Source organism: Variovorax sp. PBL-H6 (genome assembly GCF_901827155.1).
In the GTDB taxonomy this organism is placed as follows: Bacteria; Pseudomonadota; Gammaproteobacteria; order Burkholderiales; family Burkholderiaceae_C; genus Variovorax.
Window position 1 is genome coordinate 797,500 of sequence record NZ_LR594659.1, and the last position, 19,519, is coordinate 817,018.

At 65.6% G+C, this 19,519-nt stretch carries 13 protein-coding genes and 1 pseudogene; 9 read left to right on the top strand and 5 right to left on the bottom strand.

Annotated features, from left to right (window positions below; genetic code table 11):
- Positions 1-113 precede the first annotated feature (113 nt).
- Positions 114-1,151 (bottom strand): GDP-mannose 4,6-dehydratase, encoded by a 1,038-nt coding sequence (gene gmd / locus G3W89_RS03920; RefSeq protein WP_162572866.1) that lies wholly within the window; start codon positions 1,149-1,151, stop codon positions 114-116.
- 632 nt (positions 1,152-1,783) lie between these two features.
- On the opposite strand from gmd, the gene G3W89_RS03925 reads away from it, so the two are divergent.
- The 4 genes from G3W89_RS03925 to G3W89_RS03940 are packed head-to-tail and all read left to right on the top strand — an operon-like array spanning position 1,784 to position 8,296.
- Entirely contained in the window at positions 1,784-4,003 is a 2,220-nt protein-coding gene (locus G3W89_RS03925) for a glycosyltransferase (protein ID WP_162572867.1), read from the top strand.
- Between the two features lie 5 nt (positions 4,004-4,008).
- A complete protein-coding gene (locus G3W89_RS03930; protein ID WP_162572868.1) occupies positions 4,009-5,145 on the top strand; it encodes a glycosyltransferase in 1,137 nt (378 codons plus the stop codon).
- 54 nt (positions 5,146-5,199) lie between these two features.
- Positions 5,200-6,156 (top strand): GDP-L-fucose synthase family protein, encoded by a 957-nt coding sequence (locus tag G3W89_RS03935; protein ID WP_162572869.1) that lies wholly within the window; start codon positions 5,200-5,202, stop codon positions 6,154-6,156.
- Positions 6,149-8,296, top strand: coding sequence for a glycosyltransferase family 4 protein (locus G3W89_RS03940; protein WP_162572870.1), 2,148 nt, complete (start codon positions 6,149-6,151; stop codon positions 8,294-8,296). The genes G3W89_RS03935 and G3W89_RS03940 overlap by 8 nt, the downstream gene beginning before the upstream one ends.
- Here G3W89_RS03940 and G3W89_RS03945 read toward each other — a convergent pair.
- From G3W89_RS03945 to G3W89_RS03955, 3 genes and pseudogenes are all read right to left on the bottom strand, one after another.
- Entirely contained in the window at positions 8,265-9,011 is a 747-nt protein-coding gene (locus G3W89_RS03945; protein WP_162572871.1) for an ABC transporter ATP-binding protein, read from the bottom strand. The two genes, G3W89_RS03940 and G3W89_RS03945, sit on opposite strands and share 32 nt — an antisense overlap.
- A gap of 7 nt (positions 9,012-9,018) precedes the next feature.
- Positions 9,019-9,885 carry an ABC transporter permease gene (locus G3W89_RS03950; protein WP_232076309.1) on the bottom strand — a complete coding sequence of 289 codons (867 nt, stop codon included), beginning with the start codon at positions 9,883-9,885 and terminating at the stop codon, positions 9,019-9,021.
- A pseudogene (locus G3W89_RS03955) lies at positions 9,882-11,302 on the bottom strand (mannose-1-phosphate guanylyltransferase/mannose-6-phosphate isomerase). Before G3W89_RS03955 ends, G3W89_RS03950 begins: the two are co-directional and overlap by 4 nt.
- 165 nt (positions 11,303-11,467) lie before the next feature.
- On the opposite strand from G3W89_RS03955, the gene G3W89_RS03960 reads away from it, so the two are divergent.
- Genes G3W89_RS03960 through G3W89_RS03970 form a run of 3 tightly spaced genes read left to right on the top strand, consistent with a single transcriptional unit; the run spans position 11,468 to position 16,328 of the window.
- A complete protein-coding gene (locus G3W89_RS03960) occupies positions 11,468-13,486 on the top strand; it encodes an acyltransferase family protein (RefSeq protein WP_162572872.1) in 2,019 nt (672 codons plus the stop codon).
- Complete coding sequence (locus G3W89_RS03965; protein WP_162572873.1) at positions 13,483-15,345, top strand: glycosyltransferase family 2 protein; 1,863 nt, start codon at positions 13,483-13,485, stop codon at positions 15,343-15,345. The genes G3W89_RS03960 and G3W89_RS03965 overlap by 4 nt, the downstream gene beginning before the upstream one ends.
- A complete protein-coding gene (locus G3W89_RS03970) occupies positions 15,345-16,328 on the top strand; it encodes a glycosyltransferase (protein ID WP_162572874.1) in 984 nt (327 codons plus the stop codon). The genes G3W89_RS03965 and G3W89_RS03970 overlap by 1 nt, the downstream gene beginning before the upstream one ends.
- On the opposite strand, the gene G3W89_RS03975 is transcribed toward G3W89_RS03970, so the two are convergent.
- Complete coding sequence (locus G3W89_RS03975) at positions 16,325-17,092, bottom strand: glycosyltransferase family 2 protein (RefSeq protein ID WP_162572875.1); 768 nt, start codon at positions 17,090-17,092, stop codon at positions 16,325-16,327. The two genes, G3W89_RS03970 and G3W89_RS03975, sit on opposite strands and share 4 nt — an antisense overlap.
- A 59-nt stretch (positions 17,093-17,151) precedes the next feature.
- Here G3W89_RS03975 and G3W89_RS03980 point away from each other — a divergent pair, with 59 nt between their 5' ends.
- Both G3W89_RS03980 and argB read left to right on the top strand, forming a co-directional pair.
- A complete protein-coding gene (locus G3W89_RS03980) occupies positions 17,152-18,246 on the top strand; it encodes a glycosyltransferase family 4 protein (protein ID WP_162572876.1) in 1,095 nt (364 codons plus the stop codon).
- 334 nt (positions 18,247-18,580) lie between these two features.
- Positions 18,581-19,474: an acetylglutamate kinase gene (gene argB / locus G3W89_RS03985; RefSeq protein ID WP_162572877.1), complete on the top strand. Its 894-nt coding sequence runs from the start codon at positions 18,581-18,583 to the stop codon at positions 19,472-19,474.
- Positions 19,475-19,519 lie beyond the last annotated feature (45 nt).

Here is a 19,519-nt window from a genome sequence, read left to right on the forward strand (position 1 = left end):
TGCCGCACAGGCCGTCCCACGGGAGGCCGGCTGCACGGCGGGGCGCAAGATGCCCCTATCGCATGCGAACTGGCGGGTCTCGCTTTCGTCACGGCCCTGTCCAGCACAGAATTCTAGAAAGAGCGTCCTTCCGCATTCCGGCGCAGATCCGCCTCGACCATCATCGTGCACAGCTCTTCCAAGGTGGTCTTCGGCTCCCAGCCCAACTTCTCCTTTGCCCGTGCCGGATTGCCGATCAGAAGATCGACTTCCGCGGGTCGGTAGTACTTGGGATTCACCTGCACCAGTGTCTTGCCGCTCTTCACGTCTATGCCGACCTCCGCCTGTTCCTCGCCTTCGAACCGCAGCTCATAACCGCCTGCCTTGAAGGCCATGTCGACGAACTCCCGGACCGTCTCGGTCCGGTTGGTCGCCAGCACGAAGCTGTCGGGCTCCTTGGCCTGCAGCATCATCCACATGCCTTCGACGTATTCCTTGGCAAAGCCCCAGTCGCGCTTGGCGCCGAGATTGCCGAGCTCGAGCACCTTGGCCTTCCCCAGCTTGATCTTGGCCACGCCGTCCGTGATCTTGCGCGTCACGAACTCGCGGCCGCGCAGCGGACTTTCGTGGTTGAAGAGGATGCCGCTGCAGCCGAAGATGTCGTAGCTCTCGCGGTAGTTGATCGTCATCCAGTGGGCGAACAGCTTGGCGACGCCGTAGGGGCTGCGGGGGTAGAAGGGGGTCTCCTCCACCTGGGGAATGGCCTGTACCTTGCCGAACATTTCGGAGGTGGAGGCCTGGTAGAAGCGGATCCTCGGGTTGGTGAGCCGGATGGCTTCAAGCAGGTGCAAGGCGCCCATCGCGGTGATCTGGGCCGTTGCGTCGGGTTGGTTGAAGCTCACGCCGACAAAGCTCTGTGCGGCAAGGTTGTAGACCTCGTCGGGCGCCGCTTCCTTCATCAGGGTCAACGAGCTGCCGAGGTCGGTGAGGTCGTATTCGATCAGGTGCAGGTCCGGATGATCCTGGATCCCAAGCTCTTCGATGCGCCAGAAATTGACGGAGCTGGTCCGACGGTACGTGCCGTACACAACATAGCCCTTGGTCAGCAAGAGTTCGGCAAGATAAGCGCCATCCTGGCCGGTGATACCCGTGACTACAGCACGTTTCTTCATGAGGTCCTTCCGATAGATACAGCCGCGCATCTGCACGGCGCTGAACCGTCGGATTTTGCCCTAAAGCCCCGGCCGTTCCTTTCCTCCCAGGCCGCGACTTGAAGATCGAGCCCCTTGCGTGTCACTTAAAATCGCGGGGGTACCGAAGAGGCGAAGAGACGGCGGAGCGTTCTGGATCGTGAGGGGCAAGCGGTGGGACAACCCGATACGTCAATATATTCAGACGACGACGCATCGGCACCCCCGCCGGCAGGAGTAGTTGCCGGCGCCCCGTACCGTTCGATACATTCTTCTGTGATTTTCGGTTGACCAGGCAGAGACCTGGATTGTGCTGTGTCTTGTGTCCCGATCGGATGCGTCGCAGTGGAGGTGCGTGCTGTGTGCGAACGTCGTTGTTCGTCCGCCCCTGCACGTTGGCTTGAACCTTTTCGATGATGAACAAAACGACACCACGCCTTGCGCTGGACATGTATGTACTCGCGCAAGGCGTGAAGACCGGCGTTTATCGCGTTTGCGACGAGCTCTATGGGCGGCTGGCCGCTTCTCCGCGCTTCAGCCCTCGCCTGCTTGTCAGGCCAGGCGATGAAGGCAAAGCCGGCGAGTACATCGCTGCAAACAGCCTCTCAGGCGTTGTGCTGGACGGCAGCGTTTCGCTCCCCTCGGCTGGCGCAGACATTCTTCTTTCGCCGTTCGGCGTCGCGCCGAGACAGTGGCTCGATGATGACCATGTGCTTCAGGCGCACATCATCCACGACCTGATCGCGATTCATCGGCCCGAGTACTTCAGCCAGGAGGCGTCGGCGGAAGTTCGGGCCATCATCGAAAGCCTGGATGAGCGCACCGTGATTTTCGTGAACTCCGAGTACACGAAGAAGGAACTCCTGGCCTACCGTCCCGAATTGAGCCCTGGGCAGGTCACGTTGATCCCCCTGGCTGCGGGCTCACGCTTCAAGCCCTGCGGCGATGCGGAAGTGCGGTCTTCGGCGAGGGCGAAGTACGGGATCCCCAGCGACGTGCCGTATGTGCTGAGCCTGGCAACGCTGGAGATTCGGAAGAACCTGGACCAGGTGGTGAACGCCTTCGTCGAGTACCTCGAGCAGGACGAAGCCAGTCCCATGCGCCTGGTGCTGGCCGGCATGTCCGGCTGGAAGCTCGAGAAGCTCGATGCCGCGCTGGCTGCGGCTGGTCGATGGCGTGATCGCATCGTGCTGACTGGCTTTGTTGCCGATGAAGACCTGTCTGCGCTCTACAGCGATGCACTTTGCTTCATTTATCTGTCGCGGTATGAAGGATTTGGCCTACCGCCCCTCGAGGCCATGGCTTGCGGAACGCCGGTGATCTGCGCTGAAAATTCTTCCCTCCCCGAGGTCGTGGGTGACGCGGGCGTGATGCTGGATGCCGACGACGTGCAAGGTGTCGTGCACGCTGTCCGCAGGATTTCGGATTCCCCCGAGTTGAGGCGGGAGCTTTCTCATCGAGGCATCCAAAGGGCCGCGCTCTTCAATTGGGATCGCTGCGCCGACATCGTCATGGACACGCTGGCTACCGCTTACGAACGGCATGCCGCTCGGCCCGCATACCTGAAGCGCCGGGCCGCGGTGCTTCCCGCAACGCCGGAAGGATTGGCTGCCGTCAGTGTCGACAGCATGCCCGAGGCCAGCTTCTTCGGCTACCGGAACGGTAGCCTCGGCCCCAGCTTTGGCGCGCATGGCGCGCCGCTGCCGAAAGCCGCAACAATGCCTTGGCCCCTTTGGTCGGATCGTCTGCCGATCCCGGCCGGCGCGGGGGCCGAGCGCCTGGAGGGCGGCTTGCGCGCGCATGGGCATCTGAAAACTGGCACGCCAGACATGCCGCTTGTCAGCTACATCACCGTGGTTCGCAACAACAAGGCGACGCTGGCGCGGACCATCGAGAGCGTTCAGCGCCAGACTTACGGCAAGGTCGAGCACATCGTGCTGGATGGTGCTTCGACGGACGGGACGCTCGATGTCATCCTGCAGTACGCAGATCGCCTCGACTACTACGTGTCCGAACCGGACGCCGGCTTGTACGATGCCGTCAACAAGGCGGTCCCGCTCGCCAGGGGCCAGCTCATCTGCGTTCTGAATTCCGATGACTGGCTCGAGCCCCATGCCGCCGAGATTGCCGTGCGCCGCACGCTGGGCATGTATGAGGAGCCGACGCTGCTGATGACCGCCGCCTTTGTGCGCGATGGCGACATCCTTCACGAATGGCACCCCGCGTTCGTGCATCCCGGCACTTATTTCATCTGTGCCAACGATTGCCACAACGGCATCTATGCCACCCGCGCCGCCTACGAGCGTTCCGGCCCCTACGACAGCTCCTACAAGATAGCCGCGGATTTCAAGTGGATCATGACGTCCCTGGACTCAGCCTCGAAGTTCGTCTACACCAAGGAGCCGACGGTCAATTATTCGATGGGCGGCACCTCGAGTGATCAGCGCCAGCACAGCATGGATTGCATGCGCGTGGTGAGCGAGCGATTTGATTTTCTCTCCCCCATGGAGGTGAGCGGCCTCTATCACAGCTTCTTCATGTTCACGGGGGCATTCTCGGCAGAGCAGGGCGGCCGTCCCAGCAACCACACGCAGTTTCTGCGCAGGGTGTTCGCAGCCCATGAAAGCAAGCCCGATTTTGTGAGTGCTCTCGGGTGGGCTGCGATGGCGACCTTGCAACACCCGGTCGATGCGGTCGTTGCTGCTCAGCCGGCCCAGGCGCCTGCGGTGCCGAGTTTCAAGCGTTCGATCAAGGAGCTTGCCAAGAGCATTCTCTACAAGCACCCGGGCCTCTACGGCGCCGCCGCGCGCGGGTATCGGCGCCTGCGAGGATGAGCGACGTGGCGCGAATTGCCTATATCGATCACTCGTTCCACCGAACCACGCGCTCGACGGAATTTCTTCCGGAGATCCTGAGCCGTCACGGACACGTCGTCGAGCACTTCTGGGACGATGCTTGGCAGGGTGGCGAGCCTGTGCCCTGGAGCGAGGTCGCCTCGCACGACGTCGTACTCATGTTCCAGTCGTTCTGCAGGCCTGATGGTCCGTACTTCAGGCAGGCGCATCCGAACGTCGTCTACATTCCGATGCTCGACCAATTCGGCCTCTGGCAAGGGCCGATCTACAACCTCTCGGCGTTCTGGGAGCCATTCCAAGGCTCCAAGGTGCTCAACTTCTCGAACGCGCTGCAGTCGATGACGACTGCTTTCGGCATCGCGAGCCACTTCGCTCGCTACTACCAGCCGGTCAGCGCGTCACCAGCCTCTGTACGAAACGGCCTTCATGGCTTCTTCTGGCTGCGCCGGGAGCTGCAGTTGCCGTGGCAGACCATTCGCCAGCTCATCGGGGGGGTGCGCTTCGACAGCTTTCACATCCATCTTGCGACCGATCCCGGCACACCGGCGCCGCAGCTGCCTTCGGCTGAAGACATCGAAAGGCATCGCATCACGACCTCCACATGGTTCGAGCACAAGGCGGATCTCCATGCCGTGATGGAACGCGCCAACGTCTATTTCGCACCTCGGGTGGAGGAGGGCATCGGCCAGTCCTTCCTGGAGGCCATGGGTCGGGGGCAATGCGTCGTGGCGCCCAACCAGGGCACGATGAACGAATACATCCTGCCCGGACTCAATGGTTTGCTCTTCGACATCCATAGCCCGAAGCCACTCGATTTCTCCGACGTTCTCCGGTTGGGCCAGCGGGCCCGGGAAAGCACGGTGGCAGGCCGCGCAGCGTGGGAGAGCGCCGAGGAAGAGCTCGTGCGCTTCATTCTCACGCCCAGCGAGGCGCTCTATGCCGGGCGATACCAGCATCCATTCATGGTCGGCGCGCCTTCGGTGCAGCCGCCCGACGCACAGCCCGCCGCCTCACCGATGGCCCATTTGCGGGCCCTCTCACAGCGCCACGCGTTCTTCCGATCCACGCGTTTCATCTGGTATCCGATGATCCGCCTGGCCCGGCAACTGGTCGGCCGTTGAGGTTGGCGATGCGCTACCCTTCATCGCACCCGTTCGAAGTTCATGAAATCCACGATGGAAAAGAAAAAGGTCTTCGTTGCCGGTCACAGAGGGCTCGTCGGCACTGCCACCCTGCAGGCTCTGAGCGGTCGGCCTGACTACGAAGTTCTCACGCGCACCCACGCCGAGCTCGACCTCGAGGACCGCGACGCGACCCGGGCATTCTTCCTGGAGCACCGCCCAGACCACGTCGTGATGTGCGCCGCCAAGGTCGGCGGCATCCTCGCGAACTCGAGCCTGCCGGTCGACTTCCTGCACAACAATCTGCGCATCCAGCTGAATGTCTTCGACGCGGCCCACCAGGCGGGCATCGATCGGATGATCTTCCTCGGCTCCTCCTGCATCTACCCGCGTGACTGTCCACAGCCCATCAAGGAGGACTACCTCCTGACCGGTCCATTGGAGGCGACCAATCGCCCCTATGCGCTGGCCAAGATCGCGGGGGTGGAATCCTGCTGGGCCTTCAATCGCCAGTACGGCACGCGCTACCTGGCCGCCATGCCGACCAACATGTACGGCCCGGGCGACAACTACCACCCCGAGCACTCGCATGTGCTGCCGGCGCTGATCCGCCGCTTCCATCAAGCCAAGATCAACGGCGACCCGGAGGTGGTCGTCTGGGGCTCCGGCACGCCGCGCAGGGAATTCATGTACTCCTCCGATCTCGGGGAAGCGATCCTGTTCCTCCTGGAACTCCCTGACGACCGTTTCGCCGGGCTCACCCGTGCAGAGACGACTCCGCTGATCAACATTGGCGTGGGCGCGGACGTGACCATTCGCGAGGTCGCCGAGCGCGTGAAAGCGACCGTGGGCTACGAGGGCGAGCTCAAGCTGGACGCCACCAAACCGGACGGAACACCGCGCAAGCTGCTGGACGTGGCGCGGCTTGCCTCTCTTGGATGGAAAGCCCGGACACCGCTCGATGTTGGTCTCAAGAACGCTTACCGCGACTTTCTCCAGCGTCATGGCTGAACAAATCTTGAGACGCTATGTGAGGCGTGTCGCCAAGGGCGCCTGGTGGCTTGCCACGCCTTGGCGCATCGGTGAGAGGCTGGACTTCCTGCGCCAGCGTGCGGAAGCACAGGCGCGCGCGACCGAGTTCGCGCTCCTGGTCGACGCAGAGCGGATGCGGCGCGCGGCGCGCGAGAGCGGGATCCCGATTCCTGCGGTTGAGCCGCTCGATCTGTTCGACGATGCGGCGGTGTGCAATGCGGGCGGACTGCCGCTCGAGAAAATACTGTGGCCGCCCGTGGCGCCCCAGGACGTCACGGACCGTTGGTCGGCCGCGCGGTTCCTGATCGATCAGTGGCGCAAGCGCAGCGACCTGCGCTCGCTCTACCCGCTTGCACTCGAAGGCAACCGGCACACCGACTTCGGGCACTGGTTGCAGAACGAAGGCGCCGGCGAACTGCACCTCGGCGAGGTGGCGTTGGCGCTGACGCTGGACGTGCTGGATGCCGGCATGGCCGATCGCGCGCGACAGTCGCTGCTGGCCAACCAGATGGTGGCGCCCGTGTGGCCGCATGGCTTGACCCCGGCCGGCATGCCGCGCCTTTTCCGGTGGCTCATGCGGCACAGTGCCGGCGAACCCGGCCCGAGGCACGAAGAGCTCTGGTGGCTCTTTCTGCAAGCAGCGCAAAACCCGGCGCGCGAGCTGATGCTGGCCTATTCCTTCACGCCGGCATGGCAGGAACTGCACCCCGATGGCCTCACGGTTATCGGGCGCGAGGCCTTCTGCGCCTGGTTTGCTTCGGAATACGGTGCCTCGGGCGGCTGGGTCGACTCGTCGACCTGGCCGGATTGGGAGAACCCGGCATTGCAGATCCGAACCGCGTACTGGGCGCGCGACACATGGCGCGCGGCCCATCCCGATGCACTGGCGGATGAAGACCGTGCACGCGCGCTGCTCGATTGGCTTTCGTCACCGGCAGCTCGGCTGTCGGATGCAGCCCGCATCTGGTGCGCCCGCCTCGATGCAGGCGCCGTCGCTCGCGAGCTCGTCCGGCCGGGGGTCAACATGATCGGCCATTTCTGCTATGCGTCCGGGCTGCGCGTCTCGGCCGAGTCCATGGTCGAGGCGATGGGGCGCGTCGGGGTGTCTACCTCGCTGCGGGATGTCTGGACTGACGCCAAGGATGATCCTCATCATGTCGACTTTCGAGGCATGGAGGTCCACGATGTCACCGTCCTGCATACCCAGCCGGAGCCCTTCTTCGACGAGGCGTATCGACGCGCGCACCTGTTCGAGCGCCACCCTCGGACCTATCGGATCGGCTATTGGTACTGGGAGTTCGACACCATTCCCGATTCGTGGGTGGACCATGCCGAAAAGGTCGATGAGGTGTGGACTGCCACGGAATTCGTCGCCCGAGGGCTGCGCGATCGGCTTTCCATTCCGGTCCGCACGTTGTTTCCCGGGGTCAAGCTGGCGCCCTACACCTCACGCAGCAAGAGCTACTTCGGGCTGAGGGAAGGTGTATTCACATTCCTCTTCACGTTTCACATGATGAGCGTGATGGAGCGCAAGAACCCCAAGGGGCTGATCTCTGCGTTCAAGGAAGCATTCGGAGAGGCTGATGGCGCCCAGCTCGTGCTCAAGACCTCGTTCGGCGACCGCCACCCGGCGCAAATGCAGGAACTGCGCGACGCCGCCGCCAACGCCAACATCACCATCATCGACCAGGTCCTGAGTCCCGACGAGGTCCTCTCCCTCATGGATGCCTGCGATGCCTACGTCTCGCTCCACCGCAGCGAGGGCCTCGGCCTGACGATGGCCGAGGCCATGCTCATGGGCAAGCCGGTAATCGCCACCAACTTCTCCGGCAACGTCGACTTCATGGACGAGAGCAACAGCCTGCTCGTCCCTTACGAGCTGGTGAAGCTGGGCAAGCCCATTCCGCCCTACGACGCCGACCTGGAGTGGGCCGAGCCGTCGATCGGGCACGCGGCGCAGCTCATGCGCCGGGTCTACGACAACCAGGCCTGGGCACGGGAGGTGGGGGCGCGCGGCAAGGCGAGCGCCGAAGCCAATCTGTCGCTGGAAGCCGCAGGCCGGCGCATCGCCGGTCGGCTCGAGGAGATCAGATCGTTGCGGCGGCGAGCGACTGGCTGACAGCGTCGCTCGAAGACTGCTCGACGATCCGCCCGTGCTCCAGGTGGATCACCCGGTTGCACTCCTTCGCGATCAGGCCGGGCGAGTGCGACGCCAGCACAAGAATGCCGGACTTCGCCACCACGTCCTTCATCCGCTGCTCGGCTTTCTCGGTGAACTCCGCATCGCCCACCGAGAGCCACTCGTCCATCAGCAGGATGTCGGCCTCGACGCTGGTCGAGATGGAGAACGCCAGGCGCATCAGCATGCCGGTGGAATAGGTGCGCACCGGCATGTTGACGTACTCGCCCAATCCGCTGAACTCGCAGATCTCGGGGGTGAGCGCGTCGATCTGCTTCTTGCTCATTCCCATGACCAAGCCGCGCAGCATGATGTTCTCGATTCCTGTGGCATCGGATTCGATGCCAAGCGCCGGATCGATCAAGCTCGAGACGGTGCCCTGCCGGACGAACTCTCCTGAGGAAGGCTCGTAGACACCCGCCAGCGCGCGCAGCAGCGTCGATTTGCCCGCGCCATTGTGGCCCACCAGGCCAAGGCGGTCGCCGCTCTTGAGCTCCAGGTTGATGTTGCTCAGTGCCTGCACCACGTTGACGCCGGTTTCCTTGCCGAAGCGCCCGCCGGTCACGGAGGCGGCCAGCGTCTTCTTCAGCGAAGCAGCGCCCGCACCGTAGATGGGGAAGTTGACCGAAACATTCTTGAGGGAAATGAAAGCCATTGTTTTCTCAGAGCCAGTAGACCACGCGGCGGCGATATTTCGCGAACAGCAGGCCCGAGGCGACCACGCTCAGCACCGTCCATCCCAGGATGCCCCACCAGTTGTGGGCATCGGCCACGCCGCCCATCAGGGGCGTGCGCAGCAGGTCGAGCATCTGCGCGAACGGGTTGTAAAGGATGTACTGCGCGCGACCGGGGAGGCTCTCCGGGAGCCAGAAGACCGGCGTCAGGAACATCAGCATCTGCATCACGCTGGTGACGATCTGGGTGACGTCGCGAAAGCGCGTGCAGACCAGGCCCAGCGCCAATCCGAGGGCCTGGGCATTGATGAGCAGCAGCAGGAAGGCCGGTATGAAAAGCAGCGCCGACCAGGACAGCGAGATGCCCGCCCACAGCGCCACCGGAACATAGAGCACGATCTGGTGCGCGAACTGGATCAGGTTGCGCGCCATGCTGCGCCAGACGAAAAGGCTGATCGGGAAGTAGCCCTGCTTCAGGTAGTTGCTGGAGCCGATGAAGGCGTTGCAGGCGTCGGTCACCATGCTGGAGAAGAAGCTCCAGAAGATGATGCCGAGCGCCAGGTGCGGGAAGAACTTCGACAGCTCGGTGCCGAACAGCGAGCTGTACAGCGGCCCCATGCCACCGATCATGGCGCCCATGCTGAGGGTCAGCCACAGCGGACCGAGCATCGAGCGACGGTAGCGCAGCACGATGTCGAACCAGGCCAGCGTCCACCAGATGTCGGTGCGGCGGGAGCCTTCCCACCAGTCGGACCACGCGCTGCGATGAAGATTGGAGTGCGCCTGGCTCACTGGAGTACCTTCGACTTGGGGTGCGGTGCTATTTGCCTTCGGAGCGGCGGTGCTGCTGCTCATACGCGTCCGTAGGTGTCTACCAGGCGCACGATGTCGTCCTCGCCGAGGTAGCTGCCGCACTGGACTTCGATGAGCACCAGTTCGTCCTGTCCGATGTTCGTCAATCGATGCTTCTCCTTGAGCGGGATGTATCGGTACTCGCCGGGCAAGGTCTTGTGCTCCACGTCGCCGATCTGGACGATCGCAGTGCCTTGCACCACGACCCAGTGCTCCGCGCGCTTGTGGTGGTACTGCAGCGAAAGCGCCTCGCCTGGCTTCACGGTGATGCGCTTGACCTTGTAGCCGTCTTCTTCCTTGAGCGATGCGTAGTGCCCCAGGGACGGTGGACCACGGCGGGCAACTGCACCGTCTCGTGGCTGCGCGCCTTGAGGATGTCCACCACCTTCCTGACCTGCTGGGCGCTGTCCTTGTGGGCCACCAGCAGCGCGTCAGGCGTGTCGACGATCACCAGGTCGTGCACGCCCAGCACAGCGACGATCTTGGGTCCATGGCTCTCGACCTGGATGTGGGTGCCGGTGGTGTCGACCGCCACCACGTGATCGTCGGGAAAGGTGTTGCCGCTCGGGTCGCAGGGCTGCGCCTGGGCGACGGCTGGCCACGTGCCCACGTCGTTCCAGGCGAACTTGGCGGGCACCACGCGCACGTTGTCGGCGCGCTCCATGACCGCGTAGTCGATGCTGATGTCCGGCTGCAGGCCGAAGGCGTGCAGGTCGAAGTTGATCGCGTCGCCCTTGGTCTGCGCGCCTTCGAGCGCATGGCGCGCCGCGTCGAGCACCTCGGGCGCATGCTTTTCCAGGGCCGAGAGGATCGCGGCCGCGGTGAAGCAGAACATGCCGCTGTTCCAGTAGTAGCGTCCGGTCCCCAGGTATTCCACGGCGGTGGCCAGGTCCGGCTTCTCGACGAAGCGCTTCACCGGCTGGCTCTCGCGCGAGACCCGCTCGACCTCGACGTAGCCGAATCCGGTCTCCGGCACCGTCGGCGGGATGCCGAACAGCACGAGCGCGCCCTGCTGCGCCAGCCGGAAGGCTTCGCTCGCACTCGCGACAAACGCTTCCACGTCGGGGACGAGGTGGTCGGCCGAGAGCACCAGCATCACCGTGTCACCGCTGAACTGGCGCTCGCACTGCAAGGCCGCCAGCGCGATCGCCGGTGCCGTGTTGCGGCCCCTGGGTTCGAGCAGGTAGGTGGTTGACGGCGGATCGCTCATCTGGCGCAGCACGTCCTTGGTGAGGAACTGATGGTCCTTGTTGGTGATGACCATCAGGTCGCCGGTGCCGCAAGCCTGTCCGCGCTCGATGGCCTGCTGCAGCAGGGTGGAGCCGCCCAGCCTCATGAACGGCTTCGGCAGCGCCTGCCTGGAAACTGGCCAGAGCCTGGAGCCGGATCCTCCCGAGAGCACCACAGAAAGCAATCGCATTTTTGACCTTCTCTTTGAGAGCGGGCGATTTTACCGGCCGAAGCCGGGGCGCATCCGCGCGACGAGATGCGCGCCAGGGGCGCACCACGTTGCGAAGATAATCACGCGCTGCGCCGCGACGCCACGTCGCCGACCGACCCGACCCAGCCCAAGACCGCGTTCCGCATGCCCCGACAAGAAGAACAGTCCCTCCTTGCCCACCCGAAGTACCGACCGGACATCGATGGCCTGCGCGCCATTGCGGTGCTCTCGGTCGTGGGCTTCCATGCCTTCCCGGGCTGGGTCAAGGGGGGCTTCATCGGCGTCGACATCTTCTTCGTCATTTCCGGCTACCTGATTTCCACGATCATCTTCGGCAGTCTGGCGGGCGAGGGCTTCAGCTACCGCGAGTTCTATGCCAGGCGCATCCGGCGCATCTTCCCGGCGCTGCTGGTGGTGATGGCCGCGACCTTCGCGTTCGGTTGGTATGTGTTGCTGGCCGACGAGTTCCGCCAGCTGGGCAAGCATCTGCTGGCCAGCGCGGGCTTCGTGGTCAACCTAGCGCTGTGGAACGAGGCCGGCTACTTCGACACCAGCGCCGAGACCAAGCCGCTGCTGCACCTGTGGTCGCTGGCGGTGGAAGAGCAGTTCTACATCTTCTGGCCCGTGTTGCTCGGCCTGGCCTGGCGTTTCAGGGGGGGCAACGGCCGACACCTGGGCACCTGGATGTGGATCGCGACGGGGCTGTCCTTCCTTCTCAACGTGTATGCCGTGCATCGCCACCCGACCGCGACCTTCTATTCGCCGCTGCCGCGCATCTGGGAGCTGGCGGCCGGCGCCTTGCTGGCCTGGAACGCGCTGCGGCGCGAGCCGCATCGCAACTGGTACCGGCGCGAGCTGCGCAGCGTGTCCGGCCTGGTGCTGATCGGGCTGGGGCTGGTGCTGATCACCCGGGGCAAGTCCTTTCCGGGCTGGTGGGCTCTGCTGCCCGTGCTGGGCGCCTGCCTCTGCATCTCGGCGGGGCCGGGCGCCTGGCTCAACCGGCAACTGCTGGGGTCCCGTCCGATGGTGTGGGTGGGCCTGATCAGCTACCCGCTCTACCTGTGGCACTGGCCGCTGTTGGCTTACGCGCGCATCGTCGAAGGCGCCGACCCCGATCGCACCACGCGCATCGCGGCCGTGATCGCCTCGGTGCTGCTGGCCTGGCTCACGTATCGCTTTGTCGAGCTGGGGCTGCGCCGGCGCCGCAGCGAGGGCGTGGTCAAGGGCCTGGCCTCGGGCATGGTGGCGGTGGCCGTCATCGGCATGGTGCTGGCCGGGCGCCTGCTGCCGCCGCGCAACGACGACCCGGGCGTCCAGGCCATCGTCGCGGCCGGCGGCGACTGGGCCTACCCCGACGGCCTGAAGGAGACCAAGGTCAGGGGCGAGACCGTCTACACCATCGGCGAGGGCAAGGAGCGCGTGCTGTTGCTGGGCGACAGCCATGTCGAGCAGTTCGGCCCGCGCGCCGTCGAGCTCGCCCGCATTGCGCCCGGCGCGCTGAAGACCTTGTACTTCGGCACCCGCGGCGCCTGTCCGCCGGTGCCGCAGCTCTTCGAGGACCGCGACCTGGCCTGCGGCCCGCGCCGCGAGCAGCTGCTGAAGTTCGCCTTCAGCGAGGAAATCGACACGGTCGTGCTCGGCGCCTGCTGGACCTGCTACTTCGACATCGAGGAGACGACCCCGGGTTCCAGCGCGCCCCCAGCGCCCGACCACTACTACTTCCTCGACCTCCAGGGCCGTCACATGCTGCGCGGCGGCGATGGCGTGGCGCGCTCGCTGGTGTCGCTGGAGACGCTGATCAAGCTGCTGCGAGCCGCCGACAAGAAGGTCTACCTCATCCTCAATCCGCCGCTGAGCACCAACTTCGAACCCCGGGGGCTGATCCACGGCAGCCGTCTCGGCACCATGACGGCTTCGACATCTCCCGTCTCGGCGCCGTTCCCGCCGACGCAGAAGCGACTGCAGGAGCAACTGCGTGAGCTGGGGCAGCGTGCGGGCGCCGTCGTTCTCGACCCGGCACCCACCGTGTGCGTCACCGACAGCCAATGCATGCTCACGGGTGTGGGCGGCGATCCCGTCTACAAGGACGGTGCCCACCTGCGCGCCGAGTTCGTGCGCAAGGCGGCGACCTTCCTCGATCCCGCGCTCACGGTGTCACCATGAAAGCCCTGATCTATCGTTTTCTCGTCAGTCCCTTCGCGCTGCTTCGCGGGCCGGGACTGCTGGGCCGCGTGCAGCGCGCCTGGCGCATCTTCGGCAAGTCGGGCTGGGCCGGCGTGCGCTGGGAACTCGGGCGGCGTATCGGCGGCCACAACGACTACGACAAATGGGTCCGCCGCTACGACACGCTGACCCCGGCGCTGCGCCAGAAGATCGAGCAGCGCGTTTCGCTCATGAAAGAGCGCCCGCTGATCTCGGTGGTCATGCCCACCTACAACCCCAATCCCGCCTGGCTGCGCGAGGCCATCGAATCGGTTCGCGCGCAGATCTATCCGGCCTGGGAGCTGTGCATCGCCGACGACGCCTCGACCTCCGGCGATGTGCGGCAGATCCTCGAGGAATACACCCGCAGCGATCCCCGCATCAAGGTCGTGTTCAGGCCGAAGAACGGCCACATCTCGGCGTCGTCGAACAGCGCGATCGAGCTCGCCAGCGGACCCTGGCTGGCGTTGATGGACCACGACGACCTCCTGCCCGCGCATGCGCTCTTCTGGGTGGCCGAGTGCATCGCGGCCCACCCGGATGTCCAGTTGATCTATTCGGACGAGGACAAGGTCGACGAGCACGGACACCGCTTCGGTCCCTACTTCAAGCCGGACTGGAACGTCGACCTGTTCCGCTCGCAGAACATGTTCAGCCACCTCGGCGTGCTGGCCACCGAACTGGTGCGGGAGGTCGGCGGCTTCCGTGTCGGGCTCGAGGGATCGCAGGACTGGGACCTGGTGCTGCGCTGCATGGAGCGCATCGAGACGCGCCAGATCCGGCATATCCCGCGCGTTCTCTACCACTGGCGCGTGCACGGCGAGAGCACCGCCAAGTCGATGGATGCCAAGCCCTACGCGGCGATCGCGGGCGAGCGCGCGCTCAACGAGCACCTCGCGCGCACCGGCGTGCGGGCCAGCGCGGAGCACCAGGGCTTCGGCTACCGCGTGCGCTATGCGCTGCCGGCGAGCCCGCCGCTCGTCTCGCTGATCATTCCGACCCGCAATGCGCTCGCGCTGGTGCGCCAATGCGTCGGTTCCATCGTCGAGAAGACCACCTACCCCAGCTACGAGATCCTGCTCGTCGACAACGCCTCCGACGATCCCGCCGCGCTCGCGTACTTTGAATCTCTGGCGCGGCAGCCCAACATCCGCGTGCTGCGAGACGAGCGCCCGTTCAACTACGCGCAGCTCAACAACACGGCAGTCGCGCAGGCGCGCGGCGAGGTGGTCGCGCTCGTCAACAACGACATCGAGGTGCTCACGCCCGACTGGCTGTCCGAGATGGTGAGCATCGCGCTGCAGCCCGGCGTCGGGGCGGTCGGTGCGCGCCTGTGGTACCCCAACATGACGTTGCAGCACGCCGGAGTCATTCTCGGCGTGGGCGGCACCGCCGCCCATTCGCACCGCGGCATGCCGGCCGGCCGCGAAGGCTATGGTGGCCGGGCCGCGCTCATCCAGTCCTTCTCGGCGGTGACGGCCGCCTGCCTCGTGATCCGCAAGGCCCTCTACGAGCAGCTGGGCGGCCTCGACGAGGTGCACTTCGCGGAAGCCTTCAACGACATCGACTTCTGCCTGCGCCTGCGCGAGGCCGGCCTGCGCAACGTCTGGACGCCCTATGCCGAGCTGATCCATCACGAGTCGGCCACCCGCGGCAAGAACGTGTCGCCCGAGCGCCAGGCCCGCTTCCAGCGCGAGCTCGCCGCGATGCGCGAGCGCTGGGGTGCGCTGCTGGAGAACGACCCCGCCTACAGCCCCAATCTCATGCTGGCGCGCGAGGACTTCAGCTACGCCTGGCCCCCGCGCCTGGCGCCGCTCTGATGGCGCTCGGCGTCTCGGTCGCGCTGTGCACGCGCAATGGTGCGCGCTATCTGCCGGCGCAGGTGCACAGCGTCTGCACCCAGGAGCCCCCGCCGCGCGAGATCGTGCTGTCGGACGACGGTTCCAGCGATGACAGCGTGGCGGTCGTGCGGCGGGCCATGGCGGACTGCGGTGCTGCGTCGAAGCTTGCGTTGACCGTGCTCGAGAACAAGCCGCCGCTGGGCGTCACGCGCAACTTCGAGCAGGCGATACGCGCCTGCCGGCACGAGCTCATCGCCCTCAGCGACCAGGACGACGTCTGGCATCCCGGTCGCCTCGCGCGCATGGTGGCCCGCTTCGAAGCACAGCCGGAACTGCTGCTGCTGCACACCGATGCCCGGTTGGTGGACGCCGAACTGAAGCCGCTGGGCGACACGCTGTTCCATGCGCTGGAAGTGCAGCCTGGGGAGCTCGAGGCCATTTCGCAGGGGCACGCCTTCGACGTGTTCCTGCGGCGCAACCTCGTGACCGGCGCGACCGCGATGTTCCGGCGCCGCCTGCTCGCAGCGGCGCTGCCTTTTTCCGATGAGTGGGTGCACGACGAATGGCTGGCCGCGCTGGCGGCGGCCACCGGCCGACTGGACGTGCTGCCCGAAGCCCTCATCGACTACCGCCAGCACGGCAACAACCAGATCGGCGCCAAGCGGCCCACGCTCGCCGACAAGCTCGCCAAGGCGATGCAGGCGCGCGGCAGCAAGCACATGCAGCGTTGGCGCCGCGCGCAGGCGCTGCTCGATCGCCTGCATGCACTGGGGGCGCAAGTGCCGGAGTCCATCGTCGAGGCGCAGCGAGAAAAGGTCGCGCACCAGCGCTTCCGGGCCGAGCTGCCGGCCTCGCGCGTGGCACGCCTGCTGCCGGTGCTGCGCGAGGCCGCGAGCGGCCGCTACGAGCGCTTCGGCCGCGGCAAGCAGGCCATTGCGCAGGATCTGCTGGAACGCGGCTAACGCCCCGCGGAGCGCGACGCCGCCACCAATCGCCGATAGCGCCAGAAGGCGGCCGAACTCCACAGCTTCAGCAGGCTCGTGATGTGCCAGTACAGGTGCCGCTTGCTGCTGTGGCTCGCACGCTGCGCATCGTGGCGGGTCTGCAGCTGCTCCGCGATCGAGAGCCTCCAGCCTGCCAGCCGCAGGCGCGCGCAGATGTCGAAGTCCTCGCCGTACATGAAGAAGCGCTCGTCGAAGCCGCCGATCTGGCGGTACGCCTCGCTGCGGAACAGCATGAAGAGGCCCGGGATCCAGGCCGGCTCGGCCGGTATCGCGTAGCCCGGCCGCCGTCGCGTGAGGATCTCCAGCGGCGTGATGATCGCCCGGTGCTGCTCCGCCGTGGTCTTGCCGGGCTCGAGGATGCGCGGGGCCAGCAGGCCGGCATCCGCCGGGGCGTGATCGACCAGAGGCGCCAGCACGTCGGCGTCGAATCGGATGTCGGGGTTGAGTACCAGGAACCAGGGCGTCTCGCAGCGCGCGAAGGCCTGGTTGTGGTTGGCCCCGAAGCCCATGCGCCGCCGGTTCTCGATGCGCTCGATCGGAAAGCCCCAGTGCCCGCCCGCCAACGCATCGGGCTCGGGGATGTTCAGCGTGAGCAGCACCTTGGCGGTCGTCGCGCGGCTGAAGCGGTCGAGCTGATCCAGCAGCGGGCGGATGAGTTCGAGCTGACCATGGCTCACGATCGAGACCGTGACGAGAGGGGGAGGGGACGGAGATGTGGGCATGGTCTAATTTCGCCCGGGGATTCTAGGAGCAGCCTCCCGAGCCTTCCCGCCTTCCACCCATGCTTACCCTGATCGTCGTCAGCTTCCTCATCTCCGCCATTGCAGTGCAGCTGTTCATGCGGCGCGCGCGCCGCCATGCGCGGCGCTACGGCACCGACATGCCGCAGCGCTTCCACAAGGGCCATGTGCCGCGGCTCGGCGGTGCCGGCATGTTTCTGGGCACCGGCATCGCCTGGCTGGTGGCGGGATTGCCTTCCGATCCCTTCAACGTCAACTGGCCCGTCAAGGCTTCCGGGGTTGCGCTGCTGTGCATCGCCCCGGCCGTGCTCGCCGGCATCGTCGAGGACCTGACCCAGCGCGTCTCGGTGCGCTACCGGCTCGGCATCACCGTCGGCTCGGCGCTGCTCCTGTGCTGGCTGCTCAAGCTCGGCGTCGCGCGACTCGGCATTCCCGCGGTCGACGGCTGGCTGCAAGCCTGGCCCTATGCCGCGATGCTGTTCGCGGTGGTCGCCATCGGCGGCTTGCCGCACGCCTTCAACATCATCGATGGCTACAACGGCCTGGCCGCTACGGTGGCAATCCTGGTCTGCCTGGCCATCTCCCACGTGGCCCTGCAGGTGGGAGACCGGCAGCTCGCCGCGATGGTGATCTGCCTCGTCGGCGCGACGGCGGGCTTCCTGATCTGGAACTACCCGCGCGGCAAGATCTTCGCCGGCGACGGCGGCGCCTATGTCTGGGGCATGGTGGTCGCCCTGGCCGCGGTCACGCTGGTGCAGCGGCACCGCGTGGTCTCACCCTGGTTCCCGATGCTGCTGCTGATCTACCCGGTCTGGGAAACCGTGTTCTCGGTCTACCGCCGCTTCGTTCGTGGGCAGTCGCCCGGGGACCCCGACGCGCTGCATTTCCACCAGCTGATCTTCCGCCGCATCGTGCGCGTGGCCTTCGCCGACGACGAGGCACGCCAGCTGCTGGCGCGCAACAACCGCACCTCGCCCTACCTGTGGATCTTCGCCGCGCTCACGGTGGTGCCGGCCGTGCTGTTCTGGAACAACACGCCGGTGCTGATGGCTTTCTGCGCGCTCTTCGTCGCCACCTACGTGGCGGCGTATTTCATGATCGTGCGCTTCAAGGTACCGCGCTGGCTGCGCCCTTAGGACTAAGCTCTCCCCCAGGTTGGCTCACTTCTTGTAGCCGCCCACCCCCTACCGGGGGCAACACCAGCGGCCCGGCGAAGCCGGTTCCGCGGTGGGCATGTTGCTCGCCCCCAGGTTGGCTCACTTCGTGTAGCCGCCCACCCCCTACCGGGGGCAACACCAGCGGCCCGGCAAAGCCGGTTCCGCGGTGTCACTTGGCTCTCCCCCAGGTTGGCTTACTTCGTGTAGCCGCCCACCCCCTACCGGGGGCAACACCAGCGGCCCGGCGAAGCCGGTTCCGCGGTGTTTCCTGAATTTACCGGCAAAATCCTGTCGTCTTCCCAGTGTGAGCACCATGACCGATCCTGTCCTCAATATTCCACCGCGCGACAAGGCCGAGATCCTGGCGCAGGCGTTGCCGTACATCCGCAAGTTCCACGGCAAGACGATCGTCATCAAGTACGGCGGCAACGCCATGACCGACCCGGCCTTGCAGGCCGACTTTGCCGAAGACGTGGTGCTGCTCAAGCTGGTCGGCATGAACCCTGTCGTGGTCCACGGCGGCGGCCCCCAGATCGAGGCCGCACTCAACCGGCTGGGCAAGAAGGGCCACTTCATCCAGGGCATGCGCGTGACGGACGCCGAGACCATGGAAGTCGTCGAATGGGTACTGGCAGGCGAGGTGCAGCAGGACATCGTGGGCCTGATCAATCAGGCCGGCGGCAAGGCAGTGGGCCTGACCGGGCGCGACGGCGGCCTGATCCGAGCCCAGAAGCTCAAGATGGCGGACCGCAACGACCCGAGCATCGAGCACGACGTGGGCCAGGTTGGCGACATCGTCGCCATCGACCCGGGCGTGGTGAAGGCGCTGCAGGACGACGCCTTCATCCCCGTCGTGAGCCCCATCGGCTTCGGCGAGGAGAACGAGAGCTACAACATCAACGCCGACGTGGTGGCCGGCAAGCTGGCCATCGTGCTCAAGGCCGAGAAGCTCATGCTGCTGACCAACACGCCCGGCGTGCTCGACAAGGACGGCAAGCTGCTGACCAACCTCAGCGCGCGCGAGATCGACGACCTGTTCGCCGACGGCACCATCTCCGGCGGCATGCTGCCGAAGATCGAAGGCGCGCTGGACGCAGCCAAGAGCGGCGTCAATGCCGTCCACATCATCGACGGACGAGTGCCGCATGCGATGCTGCTGGAAATCCTCACGGACCAGGCCTACGGGACGATGATCCGGGCCAGGTAAGGGAGGCCGGCTCGGCGAGACAGCGCCTACGAATCCTCGGGCGCC

Coding starts and splice junctions, on each gene's coding strand:
- gmd (WP_162572866.1), bottom strand. CDS start 1,151: ATGAAGAAACGTGCTGTAGTCACGGGTATCACCGGCCAGGATGGCGCT.
- G3W89_RS03935 (WP_162572869.1), top strand. CDS start 5,200: ATGGAAAAGAAAAAGGTCTTCGTTGCCGGTCACAGAGGGCTCGTCGGC.
- G3W89_RS03940 (WP_162572870.1), top strand. CDS start 6,149: ATGGCTGAACAAATCTTGAGACGCTATGTGAGGCGTGTCGCCAAGGGC.
- G3W89_RS03945 (WP_162572871.1), bottom strand. CDS start 9,011: ATGGCTTTCATTTCCCTCAAGAATGTTTCGGTCAACTTCCCCATCTAC.
- G3W89_RS03950 (WP_232076309.1), bottom strand. CDS start 9,885: ATGAGCAGCAGCACCGCCGCTCCGAAGGCAAATAGCACCGCACCCCAA.
- G3W89_RS03960 (WP_162572872.1), top strand. CDS start 11,468: ATGCCCCGACAAGAAGAACAGTCCCTCCTTGCCCACCCGAAGTACCGA.
- G3W89_RS03965 (WP_162572873.1), top strand. CDS start 13,483: ATGAAAGCCCTGATCTATCGTTTTCTCGTCAGTCCCTTCGCGCTGCTT.
- G3W89_RS03970 (WP_162572874.1), top strand. CDS start 15,345: ATGGCGCTCGGCGTCTCGGTCGCGCTGTGCACGCGCAATGGTGCGCGC.
- G3W89_RS03975 (WP_162572875.1), bottom strand. CDS start 17,092: ATGCCCACATCTCCGTCCCCTCCCCCTCTCGTCACGGTCTCGATCGTG.
- G3W89_RS03980 (WP_162572876.1), top strand. CDS start 17,152: ATGCTTACCCTGATCGTCGTCAGCTTCCTCATCTCCGCCATTGCAGTG.
- argB (WP_162572877.1), top strand. CDS start 18,581: ATGACCGATCCTGTCCTCAATATTCCACCGCGCGACAAGGCCGAGATC.